General features: G+C 62.3%; 20 protein-coding genes. 11 read left to right on the plus strand and 9 right to left on the minus strand.

What is annotated here, in order from left to right:
* Positions 1-86 precede the first annotated feature (86 nt).
* The 4 genes from LRL22_RS16820 (at position 87) to LRL22_RS16835 (ending at position 4,155) form a co-directional block, all read left to right on the plus strand.
* A complete protein-coding gene (locus LRL22_RS16820; RefSeq protein WP_216978274.1) occupies positions 87-566 on the plus strand; it encodes a GNAT family N-acetyltransferase in 480 nt (159 codons plus the stop codon).
* 91 nt (positions 567-657) lie between these two features.
* Positions 658-1,959, plus strand: coding sequence for a methyl-accepting chemotaxis protein (locus LRL22_RS16825; protein ID WP_216978275.1), 1,302 nt, complete (start codon positions 658-660; stop codon positions 1,957-1,959).
* Positions 1,960-2,139: 180 nt separating this feature from the next.
* Positions 2,140-2,694: a DUF3332 domain-containing protein gene (locus LRL22_RS16830; protein WP_270905918.1), complete on the plus strand. Its 555-nt coding sequence runs from the start codon at positions 2,140-2,142 to the stop codon at positions 2,692-2,694.
* Between the two features lie 87 nt (positions 2,695-2,781).
* A complete protein-coding gene (locus tag LRL22_RS16835) occupies positions 2,782-4,155 on the plus strand; it encodes an HD-GYP domain-containing protein (protein WP_270905919.1) in 1,374 nt (457 codons plus the stop codon).
* A gap of 77 nt (positions 4,156-4,232) precedes the next feature.
* Here LRL22_RS16835 and LRL22_RS16840 read toward each other — a convergent pair whose 3' ends face one another.
* The 6 genes from LRL22_RS16840 to LRL22_RS16865 all read right to left on the minus strand — a co-directional run bounded on the left by LRL22_RS16840 (position 4,233) and on the right by LRL22_RS16865 (position 10,062).
* Positions 4,233-5,291: an FUSC family protein gene (locus LRL22_RS16840; RefSeq protein WP_043822423.1), complete on the minus strand. Its 1,059-nt coding sequence runs from the start codon at positions 5,289-5,291 to the stop codon at positions 4,233-4,235.
* Positions 5,292-5,353: 62 nt separating this feature from the next.
* Positions 5,354-7,117 (minus strand): bifunctional molybdopterin-guanine dinucleotide biosynthesis adaptor protein MobB/molybdopterin molybdotransferase MoeA, encoded by a 1,764-nt coding sequence (locus LRL22_RS16845; RefSeq protein WP_270905920.1) that lies wholly within the window; start codon positions 7,115-7,117, stop codon positions 5,354-5,356.
* A complete protein-coding gene (mobA, locus tag LRL22_RS16850) occupies positions 7,114-7,758 on the minus strand; it encodes a molybdenum cofactor guanylyltransferase MobA (protein ID WP_118853491.1) in 645 nt (214 codons plus the stop codon). Before mobA ends, LRL22_RS16845 begins: the two co-directional genes overlap by 4 nt.
* On the minus strand, positions 7,730-8,425 hold the full coding sequence (locus LRL22_RS16855; RefSeq protein WP_270905921.1) for an energy-coupling factor ABC transporter ATP-binding protein: 696 nt from the start codon (positions 8,423-8,425) through the stop codon (positions 7,730-7,732). The genes mobA and LRL22_RS16855 overlap by 29 nt, the downstream gene beginning before the upstream one ends.
* 28 nt (positions 8,426-8,453) lie before the next feature.
* Complete coding sequence (locus tag LRL22_RS16860; RefSeq protein ID WP_005347674.1) at positions 8,454-9,155, minus strand: ABC transporter permease; 702 nt, start codon at positions 9,153-9,155, stop codon at positions 8,454-8,456.
* A 64-nt stretch (positions 9,156-9,219) separates the two neighbouring features.
* Positions 9,220-10,062 carry a substrate-binding domain-containing protein gene (locus LRL22_RS16865; protein ID WP_270905922.1) on the minus strand — a complete coding sequence of 281 codons (843 nt, stop codon included), beginning with the start codon at positions 10,060-10,062 and terminating at the stop codon, positions 9,220-9,222.
* Positions 10,063-10,317: 255 nt separating this feature from the next.
* Here LRL22_RS16865 and LRL22_RS16870 point away from each other — a divergent pair, with 255 nt between their 5' ends.
* Positions 10,318-11,673, plus strand: coding sequence for a sigma-54-dependent transcriptional regulator (locus tag LRL22_RS16870; RefSeq protein ID WP_019446240.1), 1,356 nt, complete (start codon positions 10,318-10,320; stop codon positions 11,671-11,673).
* Between the two features lie 25 nt (positions 11,674-11,698).
* Positions 11,699-13,801 (plus strand): sensor histidine kinase, encoded by a 2,103-nt coding sequence (locus LRL22_RS16875; RefSeq protein WP_270905923.1) that lies wholly within the window; start codon positions 11,699-11,701, stop codon positions 13,799-13,801.
* 80 nt (positions 13,802-13,881) lie between these two features.
* Here the strand turns inward: LRL22_RS16875 and LRL22_RS16880 are convergent, their stop codons facing one another.
* The 3 genes from LRL22_RS16880 to LRL22_RS16890 form a co-directional block, all read right to left on the minus strand.
* Positions 13,882-14,748, minus strand: a complete 867-nt coding sequence (locus tag LRL22_RS16880) for a helix-turn-helix transcriptional regulator (protein WP_270905930.1) — start codon at positions 14,746-14,748, stop codon at positions 13,882-13,884.
* A 15-nt stretch (positions 14,749-14,763) separates the two neighbouring features.
* Positions 14,764-15,621, minus strand: a complete 858-nt coding sequence (locus LRL22_RS16885; protein ID WP_150389478.1) for a formate dehydrogenase accessory sulfurtransferase FdhD — start codon at positions 15,619-15,621, stop codon at positions 14,764-14,766.
* A gap of 106 nt (positions 15,622-15,727) precedes the next feature.
* Positions 15,728-16,636, minus strand: coding sequence for a nuclease-related domain-containing protein (locus LRL22_RS16890; protein WP_201965615.1), 909 nt, complete (start codon positions 16,634-16,636; stop codon positions 15,728-15,730).
* Positions 16,637-16,949: 313 nt separating this feature from the next.
* Between LRL22_RS16890 and LRL22_RS16895 the strand changes: the two genes are divergently transcribed.
* The 5 genes from LRL22_RS16895 (at position 16,950) to LRL22_RS16915 (ending at position 20,924) form a co-directional block, all read left to right on the plus strand.
* On the plus strand, positions 16,950-17,504 hold the full coding sequence (locus LRL22_RS16895) for a DUF3305 domain-containing protein (RefSeq protein ID WP_100653240.1): 555 nt from the start codon (positions 16,950-16,952) through the stop codon (positions 17,502-17,504).
* Entirely contained in the window at positions 17,497-18,090 is a 594-nt protein-coding gene (locus tag LRL22_RS16900; RefSeq protein ID WP_270905924.1) for a DUF3306 domain-containing protein, read from the plus strand. The genes LRL22_RS16895 and LRL22_RS16900 overlap by 8 nt, the downstream gene beginning before the upstream one ends.
* Before the next feature lie 103 nt (positions 18,091-18,193).
* On the plus strand, positions 18,194-19,960 hold the full coding sequence (locus tag LRL22_RS16905) for a 4Fe-4S dicluster domain-containing protein (protein WP_270905925.1): 1,767 nt from the start codon (positions 18,194-18,196) through the stop codon (positions 19,958-19,960).
* Positions 19,961-19,969: 9 nt separating this feature from the next.
* Positions 19,970-20,587 carry a TorD/DmsD family molecular chaperone gene (locus tag LRL22_RS16910; protein WP_111900504.1) on the plus strand — a complete coding sequence of 206 codons (618 nt, stop codon included), beginning with the start codon at positions 19,970-19,972 and terminating at the stop codon, positions 20,585-20,587.
* A 133-nt stretch (positions 20,588-20,720) separates the two neighbouring features.
* Positions 20,721-20,924 (plus strand): transcriptional initiation protein Tat, encoded by a 204-nt coding sequence (locus LRL22_RS16915; RefSeq protein WP_005303194.1) that lies wholly within the window; start codon positions 20,721-20,723, stop codon positions 20,922-20,924.
* Positions 20,925-20,931 lie beyond the last annotated feature (7 nt).

A 20,931-nucleotide genomic window follows, 5' to 3' on the forward strand; every position in this document is an offset into this window, starting at 1 on the left:
TTTCCCCAATGACAAAGAGCGCCACAAGGCGCTCTTTGTCATAATGACGGCCGGCGAAATTTCCCATGAGAGAAAAGGAGCAGCCAATGATCATTCGTCAGGCAAGGGCCGCAGATATTCCCACACTGGTGGCGCTGCGCATGGAGCTGTTTTGTGAGGTCGGTGAGTTGGTGACGCCGCAGGCAGACCCGGCCTTGTGGCAGGCCACCCTTGACTACTTTACCCGGGCGATGAGTGAAGAGAGGGCTCTATCCTGGCTGGCTGAGGCCGATACGCAGGAGGGCGGCAAACAGATCGTGGCGGCAGGGACGCTGGCATTGTTTGAACGGCCGCCCTATCCCGGCAATCTGGCGGGGATGGAGGGGTATCTGCTCAACATGTATACGCGGCCACAATGGCGCCAGCAGGGGATCGCCACGGCGCTGCTCGATGCCATAACGGCCTTTGCCAGATCGCGTCAGCTGGGAAAGGTGTGGCTCCATGCCAGCGAGCAGGGGCGTCCACTCTATGAGCGGATCGGCTTTGTCGCCAATCCGGCCTATCTGGAGTGGGATCTGGCACCTTAATCGATGGGACCCCGTTATCCCTCTGCTTTCTCGTCTAAAGTTCATGCAGATGTGATGTAGTTGTAAACAGGTAACAGAGGGGCAGGGCAAGATGTTCAACTTCAAACTCAAAGCGGAATTACAAGCGTGTCAAATGCAGTTGGCCCAGGCCCAGGCATTTATTGATGCAGTAAAAGTCGGTGTCGCTACCATCAGTTTCACACCAAGTGGCGAGATCCTCGAGGCGAACCCGCTGTTTCTGAGTGTGGTGGGCTATAGCGAGCAGGAGGTGATTGGTAAACACCACCGGATCTTTTGTGATGCCCACTACGCCCAGTCATCCTCCTATGCCCAGTTTTGGGAACAGTTGCGTCAGGGGCATTCCCACAGTGGCATCTACCAGCGCATTGACAAACATGGCAGGGAGTTGTGGCTGGAGGCTACCTACTTCCCGGTCAAGGTTGAGGGCAAGGTGGTCAGGGTCGTCAAGATAGCCTCCGATATCACCGAGAGTTATCAGCAGTTGAGTCGTCAGAAAGCGATCATCTCGGCACTCGATCGGGCACTCGCCATTATCGAGTTCACCCCCAAGGGGGAGATTGTGACGGCCAATCAGAATTTCCTCTCCTGCGTCGGTTACTCCCTTTCGCAGCTCAAGGGGCAGCATCACAGGCTGTTTTGCGATGAGAGCTTCTATCACGAGCAACCTCACTTCTGGGACGATCTGGCCCACGGCCAGCTCAAGTCGGGGCTGTTCAGTCGTCGTGACAGCCACGGCAACGAGATCTGGCTGGAGGCTACCTACAACCCCATCAAGGATGAGAGCGGCAAGGTGGTCAAGGTGATCAAGTTTGCCAGTGAGGTGACAGAGCGGATCAAGCGCTCCCAGGCAGTGAGCGAGGCGGCCAACATAGCCCAGACCATTTCGCAGGAGACCACCCGCTTTGCCGAAACCGGGTCTGAACTGCTGGCGGCATCGGTTGCCATCTCCAGCGCCATTTCCGAACAGGTGAGCCGCACTTCCGGTCTGATTGGCCAGCTCAATGAGCAGTCGAAAAGCATTGAAGCCATCGTATCTACCATCAGCAGTATTGCCGAGCAGACCAATCTGCTGGCCCTTAACGCAGCCATCGAGGCCGCCCGGGCTGGCGATCAGGGGCGCGGATTTGCGGTGGTGGCCGACGAGGTACGTCAGCTGGCTGCGCGCACCTCCCTCTCGACCGGCGAGATCGCCAGCGTGGTTCAGAAAAACCGCGAACTGACGGCCCAGATCACCGGCAACATCAATGAGGTGGCCACCAGTGCCCAGCGTGGCAAGGAGCAGATCGGCGAGGTGAGTGGCGTGATGTCACAGATCGAGCAGGGCGCCATCAATGTGACCGAGACAGTCTCCAATCTGGCCATCGGCTCCTGACGGTTATTGGTTGTTGAACGAGGCGCCGAATGGATGATTATTCCATCGGCGCTTATTTATTGCTCACTTGGTACGCCAATCTGAACTCTTCCTGTATCACCCCGCCATTGTGAATTGTCCTCTTCTGGCCCCTTGATTAGGCTTGCCGCCTCATTTACTTCAGAGCAGGAACAGAACACGATGGCATTACAACAGAAGGGGCGGGCAATGGCCCTGCTGGTTATGGTCGCGAGCATGGGTCTGGGCGGCTGTATGGGGCAGATGGGGCTTTCCGGCATGGTCACCAAGGGCAACCTGAGCGTGGTGGATAACCGCTACGGTCGTGCCGGGGTTTTTATGCTACTCTCCCCTGTCTACGGTCTGGCCGCGACCGCTGACCTGTTTGTGTTCAATACCATCGAGTTCTGGTCTGGCAAGAACCCCATCACCGGCAAATCTCCGGCTGTGGTGGACATGAAAGCCAATCCGGTGATCAAGGTGAACCAGCATCTGGATCCGGCCCTCAAGAAGGTGCCGCTGGCCATGCTGCCACAAGGGGTGCGCGAGGTGGAGATCAGCTACCCGGACGAGCATACCGCCCAGATGGAGGTGCACTATCTGGATGGTCGCCGCAGCATGATGCGTGGCGAGAAGCGTGGCGAGTTGATGGATATCTACTTCGATGGCCGCTTTGTCTCTACCCTGAGCCGTGCGGAGCTGGAAGAGCGGGCTAATCAGGGCAAGGTTGCTGCCTAAATTCAACTGAATCCAGATCGATCCAGCTTCAGATGGGGTATACCTAATCTGCTGGCAAAATCGCCATGATGTCTAAGGGAGTAGACTATGACGGTGAATGGATTGCGATTGGCGGAGTTGATTGGTTCCCTCAGTCATGCGCTCGACATGACCGAGGGACAACCAAGAGGACACTGCATTCGCTGCTGCTGGATAGGTTCCCGTCTGGGGGAGCGGCTGGGACTGGACGCCCGTCTGCGCCATGATCTCTACTACACGCTCCTGCTTAAGGATCTTGGGTGCAGCAGCAATGCTGCCCGTATCTGCGAGCTCTATCTCACCGACGATCTTCACTTCAAACGCGATTTCAAACTGGTGGATGGCTCCCTCTCCGAGGTAGTCAACTTCGTGCTGGGCCACACCGGCTTGCAGGCGGATCTGCTGGGACGTTTTCGCAGCCTGTTTCATATCTTTCGCAACGGCGACCAGATTGCCAACGAACTGATCCAGACCCGTTGTCATCGGGGGGCGGATATCGCTCGCCAGCTTCGTTTCAGTGACGAGGTGGCTGATGGCATCCTCTCCCTTGATGAACACTGGAATGGCAAAGGTCGGCCCCTGCAACTGGCTGGCGAGGCGATCCCGCTCTTCTCCCGCATTGCCCTGCTCTGTCAGGTGGTGGATGTGTTTCACGCAGCAGCAGGCCCGGATGCGGCGCTCAAGGAGCTGCGCGAGCGCAGCGGCAGCTGGTTTGATCCGGCACTGGTTCGGGAATTTGAAGCGCTGGCCGACGAGGAGTTCTGGCAAGGACTGGCCGATCCCCGACTGACCGAGTGGGTCCTGGTCCACCCGGTCGGGCAGGGGGAGGTAGCGCTGGATGAGGATTATCTGGACGAAATCGCGGCGGCCTTCGGGCAGGTGGTGGACTCCAAAAGTCCCTACACCGCGGGTCACAGCGGCAGGGTGGCGCTCTATACCGACATTCTTGCCACCCAGATGGGGTTGTCCGAGCCGCGTCGACGCTGGCTCAAGCGGGGCGCCTTGCTCCATGATGTGGGCAAGCTCGGGGTGAGCAATGCCATTCTCGACAAGCCGGGCAAACTCGATGCGCAGGAGTGGGCGGCGGTGCAGATGCATGCCGCCTATACCGAGGAGATCCTGAGCCGTATTGGTGCCTTCGAGGAGCTGGCGCAAGTGGCGGGCGCCCACCATGAGAGGCTCGATGGCAATGGCTACCCCAAGGGGCTGAAAGGGGACGAGATTACCCTTGAGACGCGCATCATCACCACAGCCGACATCTTCGATGCCATCACCGCCAAGCGCCCCTATCGCGGCGCCATCCCTGTGCCGCAGGCGTTGGAGATGATGGCGGAGAATCTGGGCACCGCGATAGACCCTGACTGTTTTGCCGCCCTGCAGGCGGGTATTCAGGATTTCTCCCTCTACCTCACCACCGAGCAGCCGCTGGCCAATGCCAGTTAAGATTTGCTGCCTTCATTGCCCAAACGGCCAGTCAGACAGCAAAACGCCCCGCAACTGCGGGGCGTTTTGCATTGGATCTAGTCCGGTTGCTTGCGATGGGGCGGGGTGAGGATCAGTCCCAGCAGGCGGCGCAGGTGGGTGAGCTGTTCGGTCAGTTGGACGTTGAGCCAGAGGTAGCCATTGATGGCTGCCTCTGCGTTGGGCGGCAGCGATACCTGGGTCGCCACCTCGTGCAGGCGGGCGATGGCGGCATCCGCGCCACGCCCGTCACCGGTTTGCATCATCAGGGCAAGCTGGTTGATCGCCTCCTCGGTGGCCAGATGGCAGGCTTGCAGCGCAGCCGTGCTCTGCATCAGAAAGTGGCTCTCCCGATCGTTCCAGTAGGTGTTGGCCAGCATCTCAAGAGTGCAGAGGGTGTTGCGCATGGTGACCTGCACTGCATCAAACAGGGCGATGCTGTGGCGTGTCTCCTTGGCCGCAGGGGCCAGCAGGGCCCGCAGTTTGCCGGTCTGTGCCAGCAACTGGGAGAGATTATGCTTGAGGCGCGGGCGCTCCAGCACATTGGGGGAGAGGTGAGTGTGATAGAGCCGCCCCGACTGCTGCAGGATCTGGTGCAGTTGCAGCCGCCAGTGGCTGTAGGCCCGCTGGGGGTAGATGCTGCAAAAGAGCAGTGCCAGCAGGGAGCCCAGTATCACGTCGGCACTGCGCCACAGCGCCGTCTCTATATCCCCCGGCATGGCCCCCATGGTGACGCCCAGGGTGATGCCGATCAGCAGCCCCACATAGGGGCGCTTGCCGAGGGCCAGATAGCCGCAGAGAAACATGATGCACCCGCACCAGATCAGGGTGAGCGGTAGCGAGTAGATCTCGAGATAGAGCGCCACCACCCCGCAACTGGCGCCGAAGATGGTGCCCACCACCCGCTGCAGGGCGCGGGAGAGCACATTGCCCCAGAACGAGATGGGGCCCATCACCACCACCAAGGTTATCAGCGGCCAGGTGCTCTCCGGCAGTTTCAGCTCGCGGGTCAGCAGAAAGGTGAGCATAAAGGCGAGCGCAATGCGCAGGCCATGGACGATCCGGTAGCGGCCATAGACCAGCAGATCGAGTCGGGAGAGGGGGGCATCAAGACGCACGGTCTGCCTCCTGTCAGGTGGGGGACGGGGCGCCGTGCATCCGGCCAACGCCCCGTCGGGATTTAGGCCAGTCGTCCCTGCAGGGGGTGGATCCAGACCCGCTCGCCAACGGCGATCCCGGGTTGATCCGGTACGATTTCAATCAGGCAGTTGGCATCGGCCATGGAGCTGAGAATGCCGGAGCCCTGTGGCCCTGTGGTGCGCACCCTCAGCTGGCCGTTACGGTCCTGATGGAAGATGCCGCGCAGAAACTCGGTGCGCCCCGGGCGGCTCTTCATCTTCTCGTCCGCCAGTGCCGAGAGGCGCAGCGGCTGCCACCGCTTGCCCTGTAGGCGGGCGATGGCAGGCTCGACAAATTGCAGTACGCAGATCATCGCCGCCACCGGATTGCCCGGCAGGCCGAAGAAGGGGGTCTGCCCCAGCTTGCCAAAGGCGAGCGGGCGGCCCGGCCGCATCTGGATGCGCCAGAAATCGATCTGGCCGAGCTCCGCCAGCACCAGCTTGATAAAGTCGGCGTTGCCCACCGAGACCCCGCCCGAGCTCAGCACCAGATCGGCGCTGGCGGCGGCCTGCTCCAGCTGCTGGCGCAGGATGGTTTTGTCATCGGGAATGATGCCAAGGTCCATCACCTCACAACCGGCGGCGCGGATAAGGGCCATCAGGGTGAAGCGGTTGCTGTCGAAGATATGGCCGGGGGCGAGCTGCTCGCCCGGCGCCTGCACCTCGTCACCGGTACTGAACAGCGCCACTTTCAGCGGGGTGCGCACGCAGAGCGATGCCTGACCGAGTGATGCCGCCAGCCCCAGCTGGGGGGCGCCAAGCCAGGTACCGGCCGGGATGGCGACCGCACCTTTGGCGAGATCTTCCCCGGCGAGGCGCACATTCTGCCCTGCGCGGATCGGTGAGGTGACCGTGACCCACTCACCTTCAATCAGCGTCTCTTCCCGCATCACCACAGTATCTACCCCGGGGGGCAGCGGAGCGCCGGTCATGATCTGCACCGCCTGACCGGCCAGCACAGGCTCGTGGCGCTGCTGGCCCGCCAGCACTTCCCCCACCAGTTGCCAGCGACCGGCGGCGAGATCGTCGCTGCGAAGGCCGATGCCATCCATCGCCGAGTTGGCATGGGGCGGCACATTGATGGGGCTTATCAGATCTGCGGCCAGCACGGCGCCGTGGCACTGGGCCAGTGGTTTTTCGGAGCAGGCCGTGCTCGGGGTGAGGGCCGCCAGAATGGCGTTGCGGGCCGCCTCGACCGAGAGAAAGCCCTTGCCCGCCTCCGGCTCCTTGCTCTGGCAGCCGTCAAGCCAGCGGCAAACGAAGTCGGCGATAGCCGCCAGATCGTTGATATCGAGTCGGGGCAGGCTTGTCTGCTGTTGTTCGCCACTCTGTTGGGGCTGATCGCTGGCCAGCGCGATGATGTCGCTGTCTTCGGGGAAGAGCAGCGGCTTGCCAATCTCGGCGCGGTGCAGCTCGATTTTCGGGAAGTGTTCGTGCTTGAACCCCTCGACCAGCAGCAGATCGAGCTCTGTCTGATCGAAGCTGGCCAGCAGCTGGCGAAAATCGGCTTCGGCCAGTTCCGTCTCAATGATACGGGCATGACGACGGCGGGAGGCAACCATCATCTGTCGGGCACCCGCCTTGCGCAGGCGATAGCTGTCTTTGCCCGGCTGGTCGATATCAAAGTCGTGGTGGGCGTGCTTGAGCACCCCGATGCGCAGGCCGCGATCCACCAGCAGGGGGATCAACTGCTCCAGCAAGGTGGTCTTGCCGGTGCCGCTCCAGGCGGCGAAGCCGAGCAGGGGAAGGGTGGGGGCCGGGGTCATGAGGTGACTCCTTGTTGGGGGTCGATAGCCGGGGCAAGCAGACGGGCCTCGTAGGCGGCCAGCTCGGCAGGGCTGTTGAGATTGATAAAGGCATCCGGCTGATCGGCAAAGCTCACCACCGCCATATGGTGGCGGGCAAACCAGATATCGATTTTGCGCTCTCCCTCTGCCAACGCAGCGGTGAGGGAGGGGAGCAGGGATTTGTGCAGCAGGGCCACCACGGGTTGCAACCAGTCGCCGTCGTGGGCCACTACCAGCTCGGTCTGTGGGGTCAGGGCGGCGCGAAAGCGGCTCATCAGATCCAGCGGCAGGGCGGGGCCATCGCAGGGGACAAACAGCACCCAGTCATGACGGGCGGCGGCAAGGCCAGCCTGCATGCCCGCCAGCGGGCCGAGATAGTCGTTGTTGTCATCGCTGATGACCGGGGCCAGCGCCTGATAGCGGGCCTGACTGCGGTTGGCATTGATCAGCACCTCATCCACCTGGGGGCGCAGGCGCGCCAAAACATGGTCGATAAGAGGGCGTCCCGCCAGTGCTACCCATCCCTTGTCTTCGCCCCCCATGCGGGTGGCGCGGCCTCCTGCCAGGATCACTGCTGATACGGCAACGGGATCAGAGTGGCTGTCGCTTTTTGAAGTCATGTCGCTCGATGATTTTTAAAGGGGTCGTCTCTTGCAGCTGGCCACGGGCGAGGGTCCATTGCCGCTCGCACAGGTCGGTCAGGGCGTTGCTCTGGTGGCTGATGACGACCAGGCCGCTGCCATGTTCCCGCAGATCTTGCGCCAATGCGGCCATCAGGGCAACCGAATGTATGTCCAGATTGGCGGTGGGCTCATCCATCAGCAGAAAGGCAGGTTGCAGTGCCCAGGCACGGGCCATCGCCAGCCGTTGCCGTTCGCCACCGGACAAAATGCTGATGTGCTCCCGCGCCAGCCCCTCCAGCTCGACCCGGCGCAGCGCCTCGAACACCCGGATCTCGCTGCCTAGCTGTTTATCCAGCGCCCAGGCCACGTTGTCGTGCACCGTGCGATCGAACAGATAGGGGGTCTGGTGCAGATAGGTGACCCGGCCCGGCCCCAGATCCCGCTTGAGCAGCCGGTTGAGCCGCTGTTGCCAGCGCCCCGGCAGATTGGTGTGACCGCGGGTGGGTGCCAGCAGCCCCGCCAGGATTTTGAGCAGAGTGGTCTTGCCCACCCCGTTGGCTCCATGCAGCCAGATGGCATCCCCCGGTGCGATGGCGAGCCGGTCAATCTCGAACAGCTGGCGCTCGCCAAAGCGCATCGTCAGCTGGTGGGCGGTCAGAGCCATGGGATACTCCTGTGGGGTGCGGGCATGGTCAATTCTTCAGATAGCTGTGGCCACGACAGGCGGTGAGCAGCAGGTTGAGCAGCAAGGCGAGGGTGAGCAGCACTATGCCTAGGGCCACCCCCTGAGTGAAGGCCCCTTTCTGGGTCTCCAGCGCGATGGCGGTGGGGATGTTGCGGGTAAAGTGCAGGATGTTGCCCCCCACCATCATGGAGCAGCCCACCTCTGTGACGATGCGGCTAAAGGCGCCGATGATGGCGGCCAGCAGGCCAAAGCGGCACTCGTGCATCAGGCCGATCAGCGCCTTGGGCCAGGAGACCCCCAGGGTCAGGGCGGTCTCCCAGGCACGCCGGTCGCTCTGGACAAACGCCGCGTGAGCCATGGTGGCGATCACCGGAAAGGCGATCAGCATCTGCCCTACCACCATCGCCTGCTGGGTAAAGAGCAGCTTCCAGTCGCCAAAAGGGCCGGCCCGCGACAGCAGCATGTAAAGCAAGAGGCCGATCACCACGGTCGGCACCGATTGCAGAGTATTGATGCAGGAGAGCCAGAGCCAGCGGCCGGGCAGCGGCAGATAGGCCAGGGCAAAGCCCAGCAGCAAGGCGGGCAGCAGCACCAGCAGCAGGGCGATGCAGGAGACGGAGAAGGAGACCCCCACCACCTGCCACAGTTCGGTGTCACCACTGAACAGCAGGGCGAGGGCCGCCAATGTCGTGTCGAGCAGGGTCGGCATCAGGCGCCTCCCTCAGCGAACCGGGGGAGGGCCAGCAAGGTCATCGCAGGGGTCAGGGTTGCCATTATTTCCCGTTGGCATCCGCTACAAACAGCGCCTGACCCGCCACCTTGAAGTCACCGATCAGCTTCTGGCCATGCTCGGAGACCAGCCAGTTTTTCAGGGTGCGGGCCCCTTCGGTGTTGAGATCCGGGTAGCGGTTGGGGTTGACCAGGATCACCTGATAGGGGTTGAACAGGCGCTTGTCACCCTCCAGCAGCACGGCGAGATCCAGCTTGCTCTGGTAGGCGAGCCAGGTGCCGCGGTCGGTCAGGGTGTAGGCACCCAGCTCCGAGGCCATGGTCAGGGTCGGGCCCATCCCCTGGCCGATGGACTTGTAACCGGCAAACTCGGGTTTGACGTCAGCCGCCTGCCACAGGCTCTTCTCTTTGATGTGGGTGCCGGACTCGTCACCGCGGGAGATAAAGGTCTGGCCTTTATCCTTGATGGCTTGCAGCCCCTTGGCCGCGTCGTGCAGCTTGGCCAGACCCGCCGGGTCTTTGGCCGGGCCGACGATAACAAAGTCGTTGTACATCAGGTGCACCGGCTCGATGCCAAAGCCCGCATCGACGAACTTCTTCTCGGCAGAGGGGGCGTGGGTCATCACCAGATCCGCATCGCCATTCTCGCCCATCTTCAGGCTCTGGCCGGTACCGGCCGCCATCACCTGCACCGGATAACCGGTCTCCTTGGTGAATTGGGGCAGTAGCCAGCCCAGCAGACCGGACTGCTCGGTGCTGGTGGTGGTGGCGAGGCGGATCGGCGCTTTTGTGGCATTAGTATCCGCTTCGGCGTGGGCCGCACCGGCGATCAGCAGGCTGGCGGCGAGGGAGAGGGCAAAACGTTTGAAGCTGGTTTTTATCGTCATCGTGATGCAACTTTTTTCAGGGTGGATGAGGAGAGGGCAAGAGTAAGCAAGCAGGGTGCCAAACTGTTCCTTTGCCGGTGCATTCACGGTTTGCCGTTTAAAAACAGAAGCTTATTAGAATCAATTAGGTGAGCTTGTTATCGCTTTTAATAATTGGTGTTGGTGCTTTTGATACGGTAAGGACAAAATGTCCCACTAAGGTTCCGGTTATCGGGACATTCACCGACCGTACGTGCATCCGAGGTACTTTTTTCCATGACACTCCCTCCCAGCCGCTGGTCTGCCCTCTCCCTGCTTATCGTTGACGATGAGCCCGGCATGCGCAGCTTTCTGGCCAAGGCGCTGGCCAAGCGTTTTGCCCAGATTGAGACTGCCGCCAGTGTGGAGGAGGCGGAAGCCCTGCGCTGCCGCCTTCACTTTGACCTTATCATCGCCGACATCCGGCTGCCGGGGCGCTCCGGTATCGAGTGGCACGAAGCCATCGACCCGGCCACCCGCCGCAGCGACATCATCTTCATGACCGGTTTTGGCGATATGGAGACCGCCCTCAAGGCGCTGCGCCTCGGCGCCAGCGACTTTATCCTCAAGCCCTTCAACCTCGATCAAATGGTGCAGGCGGTGGACAGAGTCATCGAGCGCCGCCAGATGGAGCGGGAGAACCTGCTGCTGCGCCGGGAGGTGAGCAAGCTGTTCCCGCCCACCCTGATCGGCGACAGTGCCAAGACCCGCGAGCTCAAGACGCTCATCGCCAGAGTGGCCCCCTCCAACGCCGCCGTGCTGGTGGAGGGGGAGTCCGGCACCGGCAAGGAGCTGGTGGCCCGCGCCCTGCATCAACTCTCTGGCCGGATGGGGGCCTTTGTGCCCCTCAACTGCGCCTCCATCGCGCCGGAGCTGCTGGAAAGCGAGCTGTTCGGCCACGTGCAGGGGGCCTTTACCGGCGCCCGCAAGGGGCGTGACGGCCTGTTCCGGGTCGCCCATCAGGGCACCCTGTTTCTCGACGAGATCGGCGAGATGCCCCTTGCCATGCAGGCCTCATTGCTGCGGGCGCTGGAGCAGAAGGCCATCCGCCCGGTGGGGGCCGAGCGCGAATTGGCGGTGGATGTGCGCATCGTCGCCGCCACCAACCGCAACCTCAAGGCCGAGGTGGAGGCGGGCCGCTTTCGCGAAGATCTCTTCTATCGCCTTAACGTGGTGGCGCTGCCGGTCGCCCCGCTGCGGGAGCGGATCGACGATATCCCCGCGCTGGTACACCACTTTACCCGCCAGCTCACCGCCGAGATGGGGATGGGCTCCTTGAGCTGGACCCACGAGGATGTGGTGGCGATGCAGGCCTACCCCTGGCCCGGCAACGTGCGGGAGCTGCGCAACCTTATCGAGCGCTGCCTGCTGCTGGGCAAGCCCCCGGCGGATTACTGGCAGAGCAGCAAGCCCGCCGAACCGGGGGCGAGCGAGGAGGGCTATCCGTTGGCATGGCCGCTGGCGGAGGTGGAAAAAGCCCACATCCTGCAAGTGGTGGCGAGCCATGATGGCAACAAGTCTGCCGCCTCCCGGGTGCTCGGGGTGGCGCGCAAGACGCTGGATCGCAAATTCAAGGAGTGGGCCATCGAATGAGGAAGGCTGACTGGATGGGGTGGCGATGAAACTGACCCTGCTCTCCCGCTGCATGCGCGCCCTGTTGCCCCGTTGCGTGCGCACCAAAGTGCGCTGGCGCCTGCTGCTGCTCACCTCGGTACCCATCATGCTCACCCTGGTGGGCATGATCGCGCTCACCCTCTACTGGACTCTCACCTACAGCTGGCAGAACCTGCTCACCACGGTGCGCAGCGATCTTGGGGTGGCCCACCACGCCATCACGGTGCAGCAGCAGCGCCAGACCGAGCATCTCGAGCATCTGCGCGATGCCTGGGCCTTTCAGCTACGGCTGCGGGAATCGCCGGATCAGCTGCATGACTGGGTGATGCCGCTGGCGGCCAACTATGGTCTCGATTTTCTGCGCTTGCGCCGTGGCCCCGAGCTGGATCAGCTGACGGCGCAGGAGCGGGCCGCCCTCACGGCCGGACGCAGCGTCAGTCACTTTGTGGTCTGGTCGCAGCAGGAGATGCTCGCCCTCTCCCCGCAACTGGCCAAGCGGGCTGTGTTGTGGCAACGGGATGGCACCAGGGTGGTGGAGAGCAGGGGACTGATCAGCCTGTCACTGACGCCGGTGATGGGCCGCGACGGCTCCCTTTGGGCCGTGCTGGAGGGGGGCGAGCTTGTCAACGGCAGCACCCGGCTGGTGGATGAGCTCAAGGGGCAGGTGTTTGCCAAAAATACCCTGCCAGATGGCAGCGTTGGCACCGTCACCCTGTTTCTCGACGATCTGCGGGTGAGCACCAACGTGCCGGTCAGCAGCAGCCGTCAGGTGGGTCGGGCGGTGGGCACCCGGGTCTCGCCGCCGGTGCGCGAGCAAGTGCTGGGGCGGGGGGAGATGTGGGTTGACCGCGCCTTCGTCCACGACGCCTGGTATGTCTCGGGCTACGAGCCGCTGCAGGGAGCCAGGGGCGAGCGGCTCGGCATGCTCTATGTGGGCTTTCTCGAGTGGCCCATCATCCGCACCTACCTCACCAATCTGGTGGAGCTGGGCTCCGGCGTGGTGCTGCTGTTGCTGCTCTCCGGCCTGCTGGTCTATCGCGGCGCGCGGGACTTGTTCACCCCCATCGAGCGGATGCACAAGGTGGTGCGGCAGGTGCAGGCCGGGGAGTCCGCTCGCATCGGCCCGCTGGCACTCGATCCCGACCACGAGCTGGCCCAGCTCGGTCGCCAGTTCGACGCCATGCTGGATAGGCAAGAAGCGCATCAGCAGCAGATGGCCCGTAGCGCCGATGAGCTGGAGCAGAAGGTGGCCGAGCGCACCCAAAGCCTCGAGCTCAAGACTGCCGAGCTGGAAGATCATATCCATATGCTGACCGAGGCGCGCCAGCAGCTGCTGATCAGCGAGAAGCTGGCGGCCCTTGGCGAGCTCTCGGCCGGTGTGGCCCACGAGATCAACAACCCGCTGGCGGTGATCCTCGGCAATGTGGAGCTGATGAAGCTGGAGCTGGGGGCGGCGGCCGAGCCGGTCAGCGAGGAGCTGGCGCTGGTGCTGGCCCAGATCGAGCGCATTCGTGCCATCACCCGCAGCCTGCTGCAATATTCGCGCCCCGGCGATTACGAGACGGCGCCTGTGTGGCAGCACCTCAACCCCATCATCGAGGAGAGCCTGACCCTAGTGCGCTCTGCCCTGCGTCAGCAGCAGGTGGAGCTGGTGGCCGATCTCAAGGCCCAGCAGCCCATTGAGGCGGATCGACAGCAGTTGCTGCAGGTGCTGATAAACCTCTTGGTCAACGCCAGCCACGCGCTGGGGGAGCAGGGGGAGATCCGGGTCGAGAGCCGCGACTGGTTCGATGAACTGGGTCAGCTGCGCGGGGCCGAGGTGCGGGTCATCGACAACGGCAGCGGCATCGAGGCGGCCATTATCGACAAGATCTTCGACCCCTTCTTCACCACCCGCGCCACCGGCACCGGGCTGGGGCTGGCCCTGAGCCACCGCATCATCAGTCGCTGGGGTGGGGAGCTCTTGGTGGACTCCACCCCGGGGCAGGGGAGCTGCTTTACCGTGCGGCTGCGCAGCCACGCCCTGCTGCCCAGCGGCAGCGAGCCCGCGAAACTGGAAGGGTGGCGCATCGCCCTCAATGCCGAGGGGCGTGAGACAAGCGATTGATGCTGTTATAAAAAGGCCCGTTATAAAAACAGCCCGTCAACATGGTTGGCGGGCTGTTTTGTCGGTGGGGGAGTGGTTCTTTACTGCGGGCTCCACACCAGCTTGCCGCTTTGGGTCAGGTCATAGCCGCCGAGGCGGGCCGCCAGCTCGCGCCCCTCGGGGGATTGCAGCCAGCCGATCAGCTGTTGCAGCAGGGTGCGAAAGAAGACCCCCTGCGGCATCACCAGATCGAAGCACTCCTGCGACAAGGGCATAAAGCCGAGGCCAAACTCGGTGGCGGTGCTCTGGGCGCCGGGCCCGACATCCGCATCGCCGCGGCTGATGGCGGCGGCCAGTTCCCGCTCGCTGTTGACCTCGAGGGTGCGCTCCAGCCGGGTCAGCGACTCGCCTTGCGTTTGCAGCCACTCCTGCAGGGCGCGCTGGCTGCCAGCCCCCTCCTGACGCATGGCCCAGCGCCAGTCAAGCGCCTCTTTCGCCTCCCTGGGTTGCAATCCCTGGCGCAGCACCAGCCCCTGTACCCGGCGAAATCCATGAACGATCACCCATTGCCGGTGACCCTGATACTGCTGCACCAGCGCCGGGTGGCGCAGGTGCGCCTCCTCGGCCTGCCCCCAGTGGATGGCGCAGAGATCCACATGGCCGCGGGCCAGCATCGCCAGCCCCTGACGGGTACCGCACGGGGTGTAGCCCACCAGTGCCTGGGTGCCGAGCTGCTGGGCCAAGCGGCTGCTGGCGTAGTGCAGCAGCACGTCGTCGGAGCCTGCCAGCAGCAGCCGGTCGTTCATCACCCCCTCGTGGCAGCTGCCGAGCAGCCAGCGGTCGAGCAGGGAGCGGGGAAACAGCCACTTGCCGGTCGCCTTGGTGGCGGGGATGCGCGCCTCGTTGGCGAGCTGGTAGACCTTCTTCTCGTTGAGATCGAGGTATTCCGCCACCTGCTTCACGTTCATAAACTCGTTCATGACTTAATCCCGCATCCCGCGACCGGCCGGACTGGGTGCCAGCACCGGTGGCTTCTCGTCCAGCACCATGTGGTCGTGGCCGCTGAATACCTCGAAATGGCGCCCTTTGGCGCGGGCAATCATGGTGATGCCGAGCTGGCGGGCCAGATCCAGCCCCATCTGGGTGACGCCGGAGCGCGACAGCAGCACCGGAATGCCCATCTGCGCCACCTTGATCACCATCTCCGAGGTGAGCCGCCCTGTGGTGTAGAAGATCTTGTCGTGGCCAGCCTCGCCGCGCATCCATAGCTCGCCTGCCAGGGTATCCACCGCATTGTGGCGTCCCACATCCTCGACAAAGGAGAGGATTTCGCTACCGCGACAGATGGCGCAGCCATGGACGGCTCCCGCCATCTTGTAGGTTTCGTTATGGGCCGACAGCGCCTTGAGCAGGGCGTAGAGGGTGCTCTGTTTAAGCTCGGGCGCCGCTAGCACGACCCCTTCGAGCTTCTTCATCACGCTGCCATACATAGTGCCCTGACCGCAGCCGGAGGTGACCGTCTTCTTCTCCAGCGACTTGTCGAGATCTTCGGCCTGCTGGCTGCTCACCACGGCGGCGGCCTCGCTCTCCCAGTCGACGATCACCGACTCGATGGCTGCGATATCCTCGATAAAGCCCTGATTTTTCAGATAACCCAGCACCAGCGCCTCGGGGCGGGCCCCCAGCGTCATCAGGGTCACTATCTCCTTCCAGTTGAGGTAGACCGTCAGTGGCCGCTCACAGGCGATTTGGCGGGTGTTCATTGTGCCCTGTTCATCCATCACCTCTACGGCCATGGTGAGCTGGGCGGCAGCATTGCTTTTGATAAAGGTCGGTGTCATGGGCCCCTCGCGACCGGTTGCCGGGATCTAAGGGGAGGGATACAGCAAGTTTTGTTCCAGATTACTTTGGGCGAGATTCTCTCTGTGGAGCCAGTGAGTTCCCTGTTCAGCCAGATTTGGCTACATCCCGGACTTTTTGCTCGACTTGATAGGCAATGGCCTGAATTTGCGAGAGTTCAAGGGTTCCAACGCGAAACTGATGCAGTAACTTTGGCAATGCCGAAGGGTTTACCACATAGGGTGATATTGCTTTTTGCCGCAAATCCACAAACCAGCCAGGTAGCACCAATATCCCCCCAACGGGAATATCGTTGCCTGTGGCGCTGTTGAGCCAGTTGCGAACCGAGGTGACGTTACGGCGAACCTGCTCCAATGGTTCTGTTTCCGTATGATTGGGAAAATGGAGAGCATCATTTTCAACCCGCACTTTGAACTGCTTTGCACCGTCGTTGATGGGCTTGGATCTGCCTTTGGTTTCTATGACGAATACCCCATTGGGGCAGATGATCAGGTGATCTATGTTGAAGTTATCAAAGGGAATATCGTGGTAGACCCGATAGGGGTGTTGAGGTGGGCGCACGATTTGATCCAGCTCTTGACCGACAGCAAGTTCGCATGAATACCCCAGTTTGAGGTGCTGCAGCCGTTTTGCTGTTTTGTAAGTTTTGGTGGTGCCATAGGTGAAGATCCCCAGCATTACGATCCCGATGAAAAGCAAGACTGTGGAGGTAATGGCCGTATTCTGCATGTAGTTCTGCAGCAGGACGTAAAACCCCATCATCATCATGATCAATGGAGTGAAGAATATTTGGGAAAAAAGGTCTATTTGCAGATCCTGGATTTGCTGCTGAAGTGTATGACCTGCTGGTCGCAGGAGATCTGCGGTTAACGGACTGACGTTGTGTGAACGCAGCCTTTTTCTTATCAACAAGATTATCCCTACTGATAAGAGAATTGGCCCCAAGAACAAGCCAGTGGCCGCCAGGATAGAGACAACAAGCGAAGAGAATTCCATTTCGAACGTCTTTGTTGGTACGTGACGTTCTAGCGTAGCGGCCCTGTAAGGGTCTATCAATATGATTTTGCGTTAGTTAATTGTTTATAAAGCTAAAAGTTAGACGCTAAATCCTCTGTCATTGCGCCATGTTCTGAATGCGCGATCATCGGAATGAGATTCGCTAATCGAGCTGCCGAAACCCCATCCCGCCTTGGCCCCACTCTTGCTATGTCTTATCCCATTGATGGCCGTGGCCGCCATAAATCTCCTGCCGTGATCCGCCCCGAGCGGGGTGGATTACGGGGGAGGGCGGCCCGGCAGAGACCTTCTGATGGGAGCCGTGACAGTGCAAGAGACAACCAATACCTTGCCCCCGCAGCGCTGGCTGCAACTGGAGTTAAAGGCCATCGACAGCCAGGTTGGCCGCTGGCAGAGCCGCCGTTTCGAGATTGCGGCGCTCCACCCCGCCGAACCCGAGGCTGCCGGTGCCTTGCCCCTTACCCTGTTTCGTGATGAGCGGGGGGATTATCGCTTCAATTTGAGCTCCGGTTCGCCCCGCCTGTTTGTCACCGGAAGCCGCGTGGACAATGGCTTTGTGGCCGATGGCCTCACCCTGAGCCAGACCGTGGCCGCCGCCTATATGGATGGCGAGCGGCAGGTGCTCTCCTGCCCGCTGCCCGAGGCGCTGCAAGCCTGGGTGGAGGCCTTTATCGGCCGCCACGGCGAGCTGCTGGAGGCCCGCCGCAAGGGCAAAAAGGGCAAGGGACGGGCGCAGGATCAGCTGGGTGTCGATACGGTAGATCAAGCCAGCTGTGGCGCAGTTAAAGCCACCGGCCCCGATGGCCGCGAGCGTGGCAGTGACAGCGGAAATCGCGCCCATGAGTGAGTTCCTCAAGCGCTGGTCGTCTCGCAAGAGTGAGGCGCGCAAGCATCAGGCATTGCAGCCACGGGAAGAGGTTAGCCCCGAGGCTGTTGCCGCCCCCATCGAAGGCAGTGGTGAAGGTGAAGTCTCAGATACTGCGCTGGATAGCCCCGTAGTCAGCACTGACAAGGGGAGCTGTGAACCTCTTGCCGTTGAGGGGGCCGAGAGTGGCGAACCGCCGCTAACAACAGCCCAGCCGGGCAAGGCCAAACTCCCCGACAAGGAGGCGCTGCGGGCCATGTTTCGCAGCCACAAGCCGGATGGACTCGACGACTACACCCAGGATTTCAGCCAGCCCGAATTGCTGCCTGCGGCCCTGACCGCCGGGCTGCGCAACTGGCTGGTGGATCAGGTAACCGCCCCGGAGAGCGAATCGACCAATCCGGCCAGCGGGTCTGCTGAACCGGTGGCGGTTGCCAGCGAACCTGCCGCCGACGAGCTGGCTGATAACCATTCTCAAACCCACAGCGACGATCGGGACATTTTGGTTTCCTGTGGTGGACAAAATGTCCCAACCAAAGGTGGGGGAATGGAACCCTCAGGATCCTGACTCCCTGTCGGTCACTTTTTTTCCGGGGGAGTTGGCTCGCCTCTTGCTCTCTCGGCTTACCAACAAGCGCCCATCCCATGAGGTGGCGCGCACAGGAGCGTATGTGAGCACTGAACAAACATTGCCAAATCTGAGCCCAAATCTGGCCTCCAATCTTGCCCATGGGGCGGGGGCGGCCGAGCATAACGCGCGCGCTCGCGCCTATGCCCTGCAGCATACGGTCAAGACCGACAACCTGATCCCGGCCACTGTCTCTTACCAGAGTCAGGGGCGCCTGCTGCTGGTCGGCCCGGAAGATCGCATTCGCCGCGCTGCCAGCCTGCTGCCTGCCGGGGTGAATCCCACCCTGCTGGTGACCGAAGCGGTCCACGATGCCGAGGCGGCAGATCTCGATACCATTTTCGATGCCACGGCATCCCTCGCGGCCCTGACCCTGCGCGAACCGAGCCTGACAGGGTATCTGGGGCAGTTCCAGCTCACCGGCCTCAATGGTCAGGGTGAGCGGGTTAATCTGGCTGCGCTTTGTTTCCCACAACAAGGCTTTCCACACCAAGCGGCTGCTGTTAGTGAACAGCCACGCGAACCGCGCTTCGATCTGGTGGCCGATCTGGGCCGCGCTCCGCTTTTTGCGCTGGAGCGCCCGCCGGTCGGTTATCTGCATCTCTTTGATGACCAAGGGCTTGCCGAACGGCTTGCCGAGCTCGGTGCGCTGACCGGCATCTTCGACAAGCCGCGCTATTTTCGCCTCGACTCCGAGGCCTGCGCCTTTACCGCCCGCGGCGTGCCCGGTTGCAGCCGCTGCCTCGATGTCTGTCCGACCGATGCCCTCAAGCCCATCAATGGTCGCATCCAGATCGATCCCCATCTCTGTCAGGGCTTTGGCAGCTGCGCCTCAGCCTGTCCGACCGGGGCGATTGCCTATCACCAGCCCGATGCCAACACCAGCGGAGACTACTTGCTGCGCCTGCTCAAGCACTACCGGGAGGCGGGCGGTGAAGCGCCCCAACTGCTGATCGCCGGTGAAAACGAGCGCAAATGGGTGGAAGCCGAGCTCACCCGCTTGCCCGCCAACTGGCTGCCGGTCTGGGTGGAGGAGAGCGCGAGTTTGGGTATCGAGAGCTGGTTCGCGGCACTCGCCTACGGTGCCAGCACGGTGCGCATTGCGCTGGGTGACGATGCCCCCGCAAGCGTCCGTGCGCTGGTTGAGCGGGAGCTGGCCAGCGCCGCCGTGCTGCTGGCGGGCGCTGGGCTTGCTACCGATCGCATTGCTCTGTTTGACGCAGATGCTGGTGAGCCTGTTTCCGGCCAGCCAACCGTTGCCCTGCTGGAGAAGCCGCTCAAAGGGGACAAACGGGAGAACCTGTTTGCCGCCTTCGATGCCCTCTGGCAGGCCAACGAGGGGAGCCGCGAGCCGCTGGCGGTGCCTCACGGCGCCCCATACGGTAGCGTGGAACTCAAAGAAGCAGACTGCACCCTCTGCATGGGCTGCGTGGCGGTTTGCCCGAGCCGCGCCCTGCATGCGGTTGGGCACACGCCCGGCCTCAACTTTATCGAGCAGGACTGCATCCAGTGCGGCATGTGCGAAAAGGCGTGCCCCGAGCAGGCCATCGTGCTGGTGCCCCGCTTGCAGCCTGTGCCCGAGGCACGCCGCGCCGTCCAGAGCCTCAAAGCCGAAGAGGCTGCCTGCTGCATTCGCTGCGCCAAGCCGTTCGCGCCCGCCTCGATGATCCGCCGCATCCAGCAAAAACTGGCCGGTCACTCCCACTTCCAGAACGAGGCCGCCCAGCGGCTGCTGATGTGCGAGGACTGTCGAGTCAAGGATGTGTTTGCGGCGCTGGCGGCGGATCCCGTCTCCCAGCTCAAGGTGTGAGGGCCAGTGATGAGTGAACAACATAACGAAAAGGCTGGCGAACTGACCATGACCGAACTGGAACAGAGCAGCGCCGATCTCTACGCCCTGCTGGCAAGCCTCTGGCGTGCCGCCCCCCTTGGCGAACAGCTCGCCTGGCTGCAAGGGTTGCAGCCGATGCCGGGCCCCTTTGCCAGAGGGCTGGGGCTGGTGCAGCTGGCGGCCAGCAGCCACCACGAAAACGAGCTTGCCGAGGAGTATCAGGATCTCTTTATCGGGCTGGGGCGCGGGGAGATCGTGCCGTTTGCCTCCTGGTATCTCACCGGCTCTTTGATGGAGCTGCCGCTGGCGGTGCTGCGCGCAGATCTGCAGTCCCTCGGTTTCGAGCGCCAGAGCGGAGTGTGCGAGCCGGAAGATCATCTGGCCGCCCTCTGTGAGGTGATGGCGGTACTGATTGGCGAGCAGCACCCGGAGCGCAACCGCTTCTATGAGCGCCACCTTGCCCCTTGGGTTCTCGCCTGCTGCCGCGATCAGCAACAGGCGAAAGGGGGCAGCTTCTACCGGGCGGTCGGGGCCCTTGCCGAAGATTTCTTCAAGTTGGAAAACGAATTGCGCCTGCCGTTTGGCGCCTGCGTGGTGCCGGGCTGAACGCCCCTGTCTGTGCACAACAAGAGCTGCGCATAATAAGAGCTGCGCATAACAAAACGAGCAGACGAGATATCCCATTGGACGCGAAGCTGGCGCGCAGGCGCCAGCAAGAACAACAACAGAGGTCACAAGAATGAGCGATGAACAGCTGAAAGACCCGTCCCGCCGCAATCTGATCAAGGGAGTTGGCGTGGTCGCCACCATAGGCGTGCTGGCCGGTGCCACCGGTCGGGTGGTGGGCAAAGAGGTGCTGACCCACGACACCGAGCCTGACAAGGGCTATCGGGAGACCCCCCATGTTCACGACTTTTATCGCACCCTGCGCGGCACCGACTGAGCCGGAT

Source organism: Aeromonas sp. PI_26 (genome assembly GCF_027854445.1).
GTDB classification, from domain to species: Bacteria; Pseudomonadota; Gammaproteobacteria; order Enterobacterales; family Aeromonadaceae; genus Aeromonas; species Aeromonas veronii.

Coding starts and splice junctions, on each gene's coding strand:
- LRL22_RS16915 (WP_005303194.1), top strand. CDS start 20,721: ATGAGCGATGAACAGCTGAAAGACCCGTCCCGCCGCAATCTGATCAAG.
- LRL22_RS16885 (WP_150389478.1), bottom strand. CDS start 15,621: ATGACACCGACCTTTATCAAAAGCAATGCTGCCGCCCAGCTCACCATG.
- LRL22_RS16895 (WP_100653240.1), top strand. CDS start 16,950: ATGGGAGCCGTGACAGTGCAAGAGACAACCAATACCTTGCCCCCGCAG.
- LRL22_RS16865 (WP_270905922.1), bottom strand. CDS start 10,062: ATGACGATAAAAACCAGCTTCAAACGTTTTGCCCTCTCCCTCGCCGCC.
- LRL22_RS16830 (WP_270905918.1), top strand. CDS start 2,140: ATGGCATTACAACAGAAGGGGCGGGCAATGGCCCTGCTGGTTATGGTC.
- LRL22_RS16820 (WP_216978274.1), top strand. CDS start 87: ATGATCATTCGTCAGGCAAGGGCCGCAGATATTCCCACACTGGTGGCG.
- LRL22_RS16875 (WP_270905923.1), top strand. CDS start 11,699: ATGAAACTGACCCTGCTCTCCCGCTGCATGCGCGCCCTGTTGCCCCGT.
- LRL22_RS16835 (WP_270905919.1), top strand. CDS start 2,782: ATGACGGTGAATGGATTGCGATTGGCGGAGTTGATTGGTTCCCTCAGT.
- LRL22_RS16910 (WP_111900504.1), top strand. CDS start 19,970: ATGAGTGAACAACATAACGAAAAGGCTGGCGAACTGACCATGACCGAA.
- LRL22_RS16870 (WP_019446240.1), top strand. CDS start 10,318: ATGACACTCCCTCCCAGCCGCTGGTCTGCCCTCTCCCTGCTTATCGTT.
- LRL22_RS16845 (WP_270905920.1), bottom strand. CDS start 7,117: ATGACCCCGGCCCCCACCCTTCCCCTGCTCGGCTTCGCCGCCTGGAGC.
- LRL22_RS16890 (WP_201965615.1), bottom strand. CDS start 16,636: ATGGAATTCTCTTCGCTTGTTGTCTCTATCCTGGCGGCCACTGGCTTG.
- LRL22_RS16855 (WP_270905921.1), bottom strand. CDS start 8,425: ATGGCTCTGACCGCCCACCAGCTGACGATGCGCTTTGGCGAGCGCCAG.
- LRL22_RS16880 (WP_270905930.1), bottom strand. CDS start 14,748: ATGAACGTGAAGCAGGTGGCGGAATACCTCGATCTCAACGAGAAGAAG.
- mobA (WP_118853491.1), bottom strand. CDS start 7,758: ATGACTTCAAAAAGCGACAGCCACTCTGATCCCGTTGCCGTATCAGCA.
- LRL22_RS16860 (WP_005347674.1), bottom strand. CDS start 9,155: ATGCCGACCCTGCTCGACACGACATTGGCGGCCCTCGCCCTGCTGTTC.
- LRL22_RS16900 (WP_270905924.1), top strand. CDS start 17,497: ATGAGTGAGTTCCTCAAGCGCTGGTCGTCTCGCAAGAGTGAGGCGCGC.
- LRL22_RS16825 (WP_216978275.1), top strand. CDS start 658: ATGTTCAACTTCAAACTCAAAGCGGAATTACAAGCGTGTCAAATGCAG.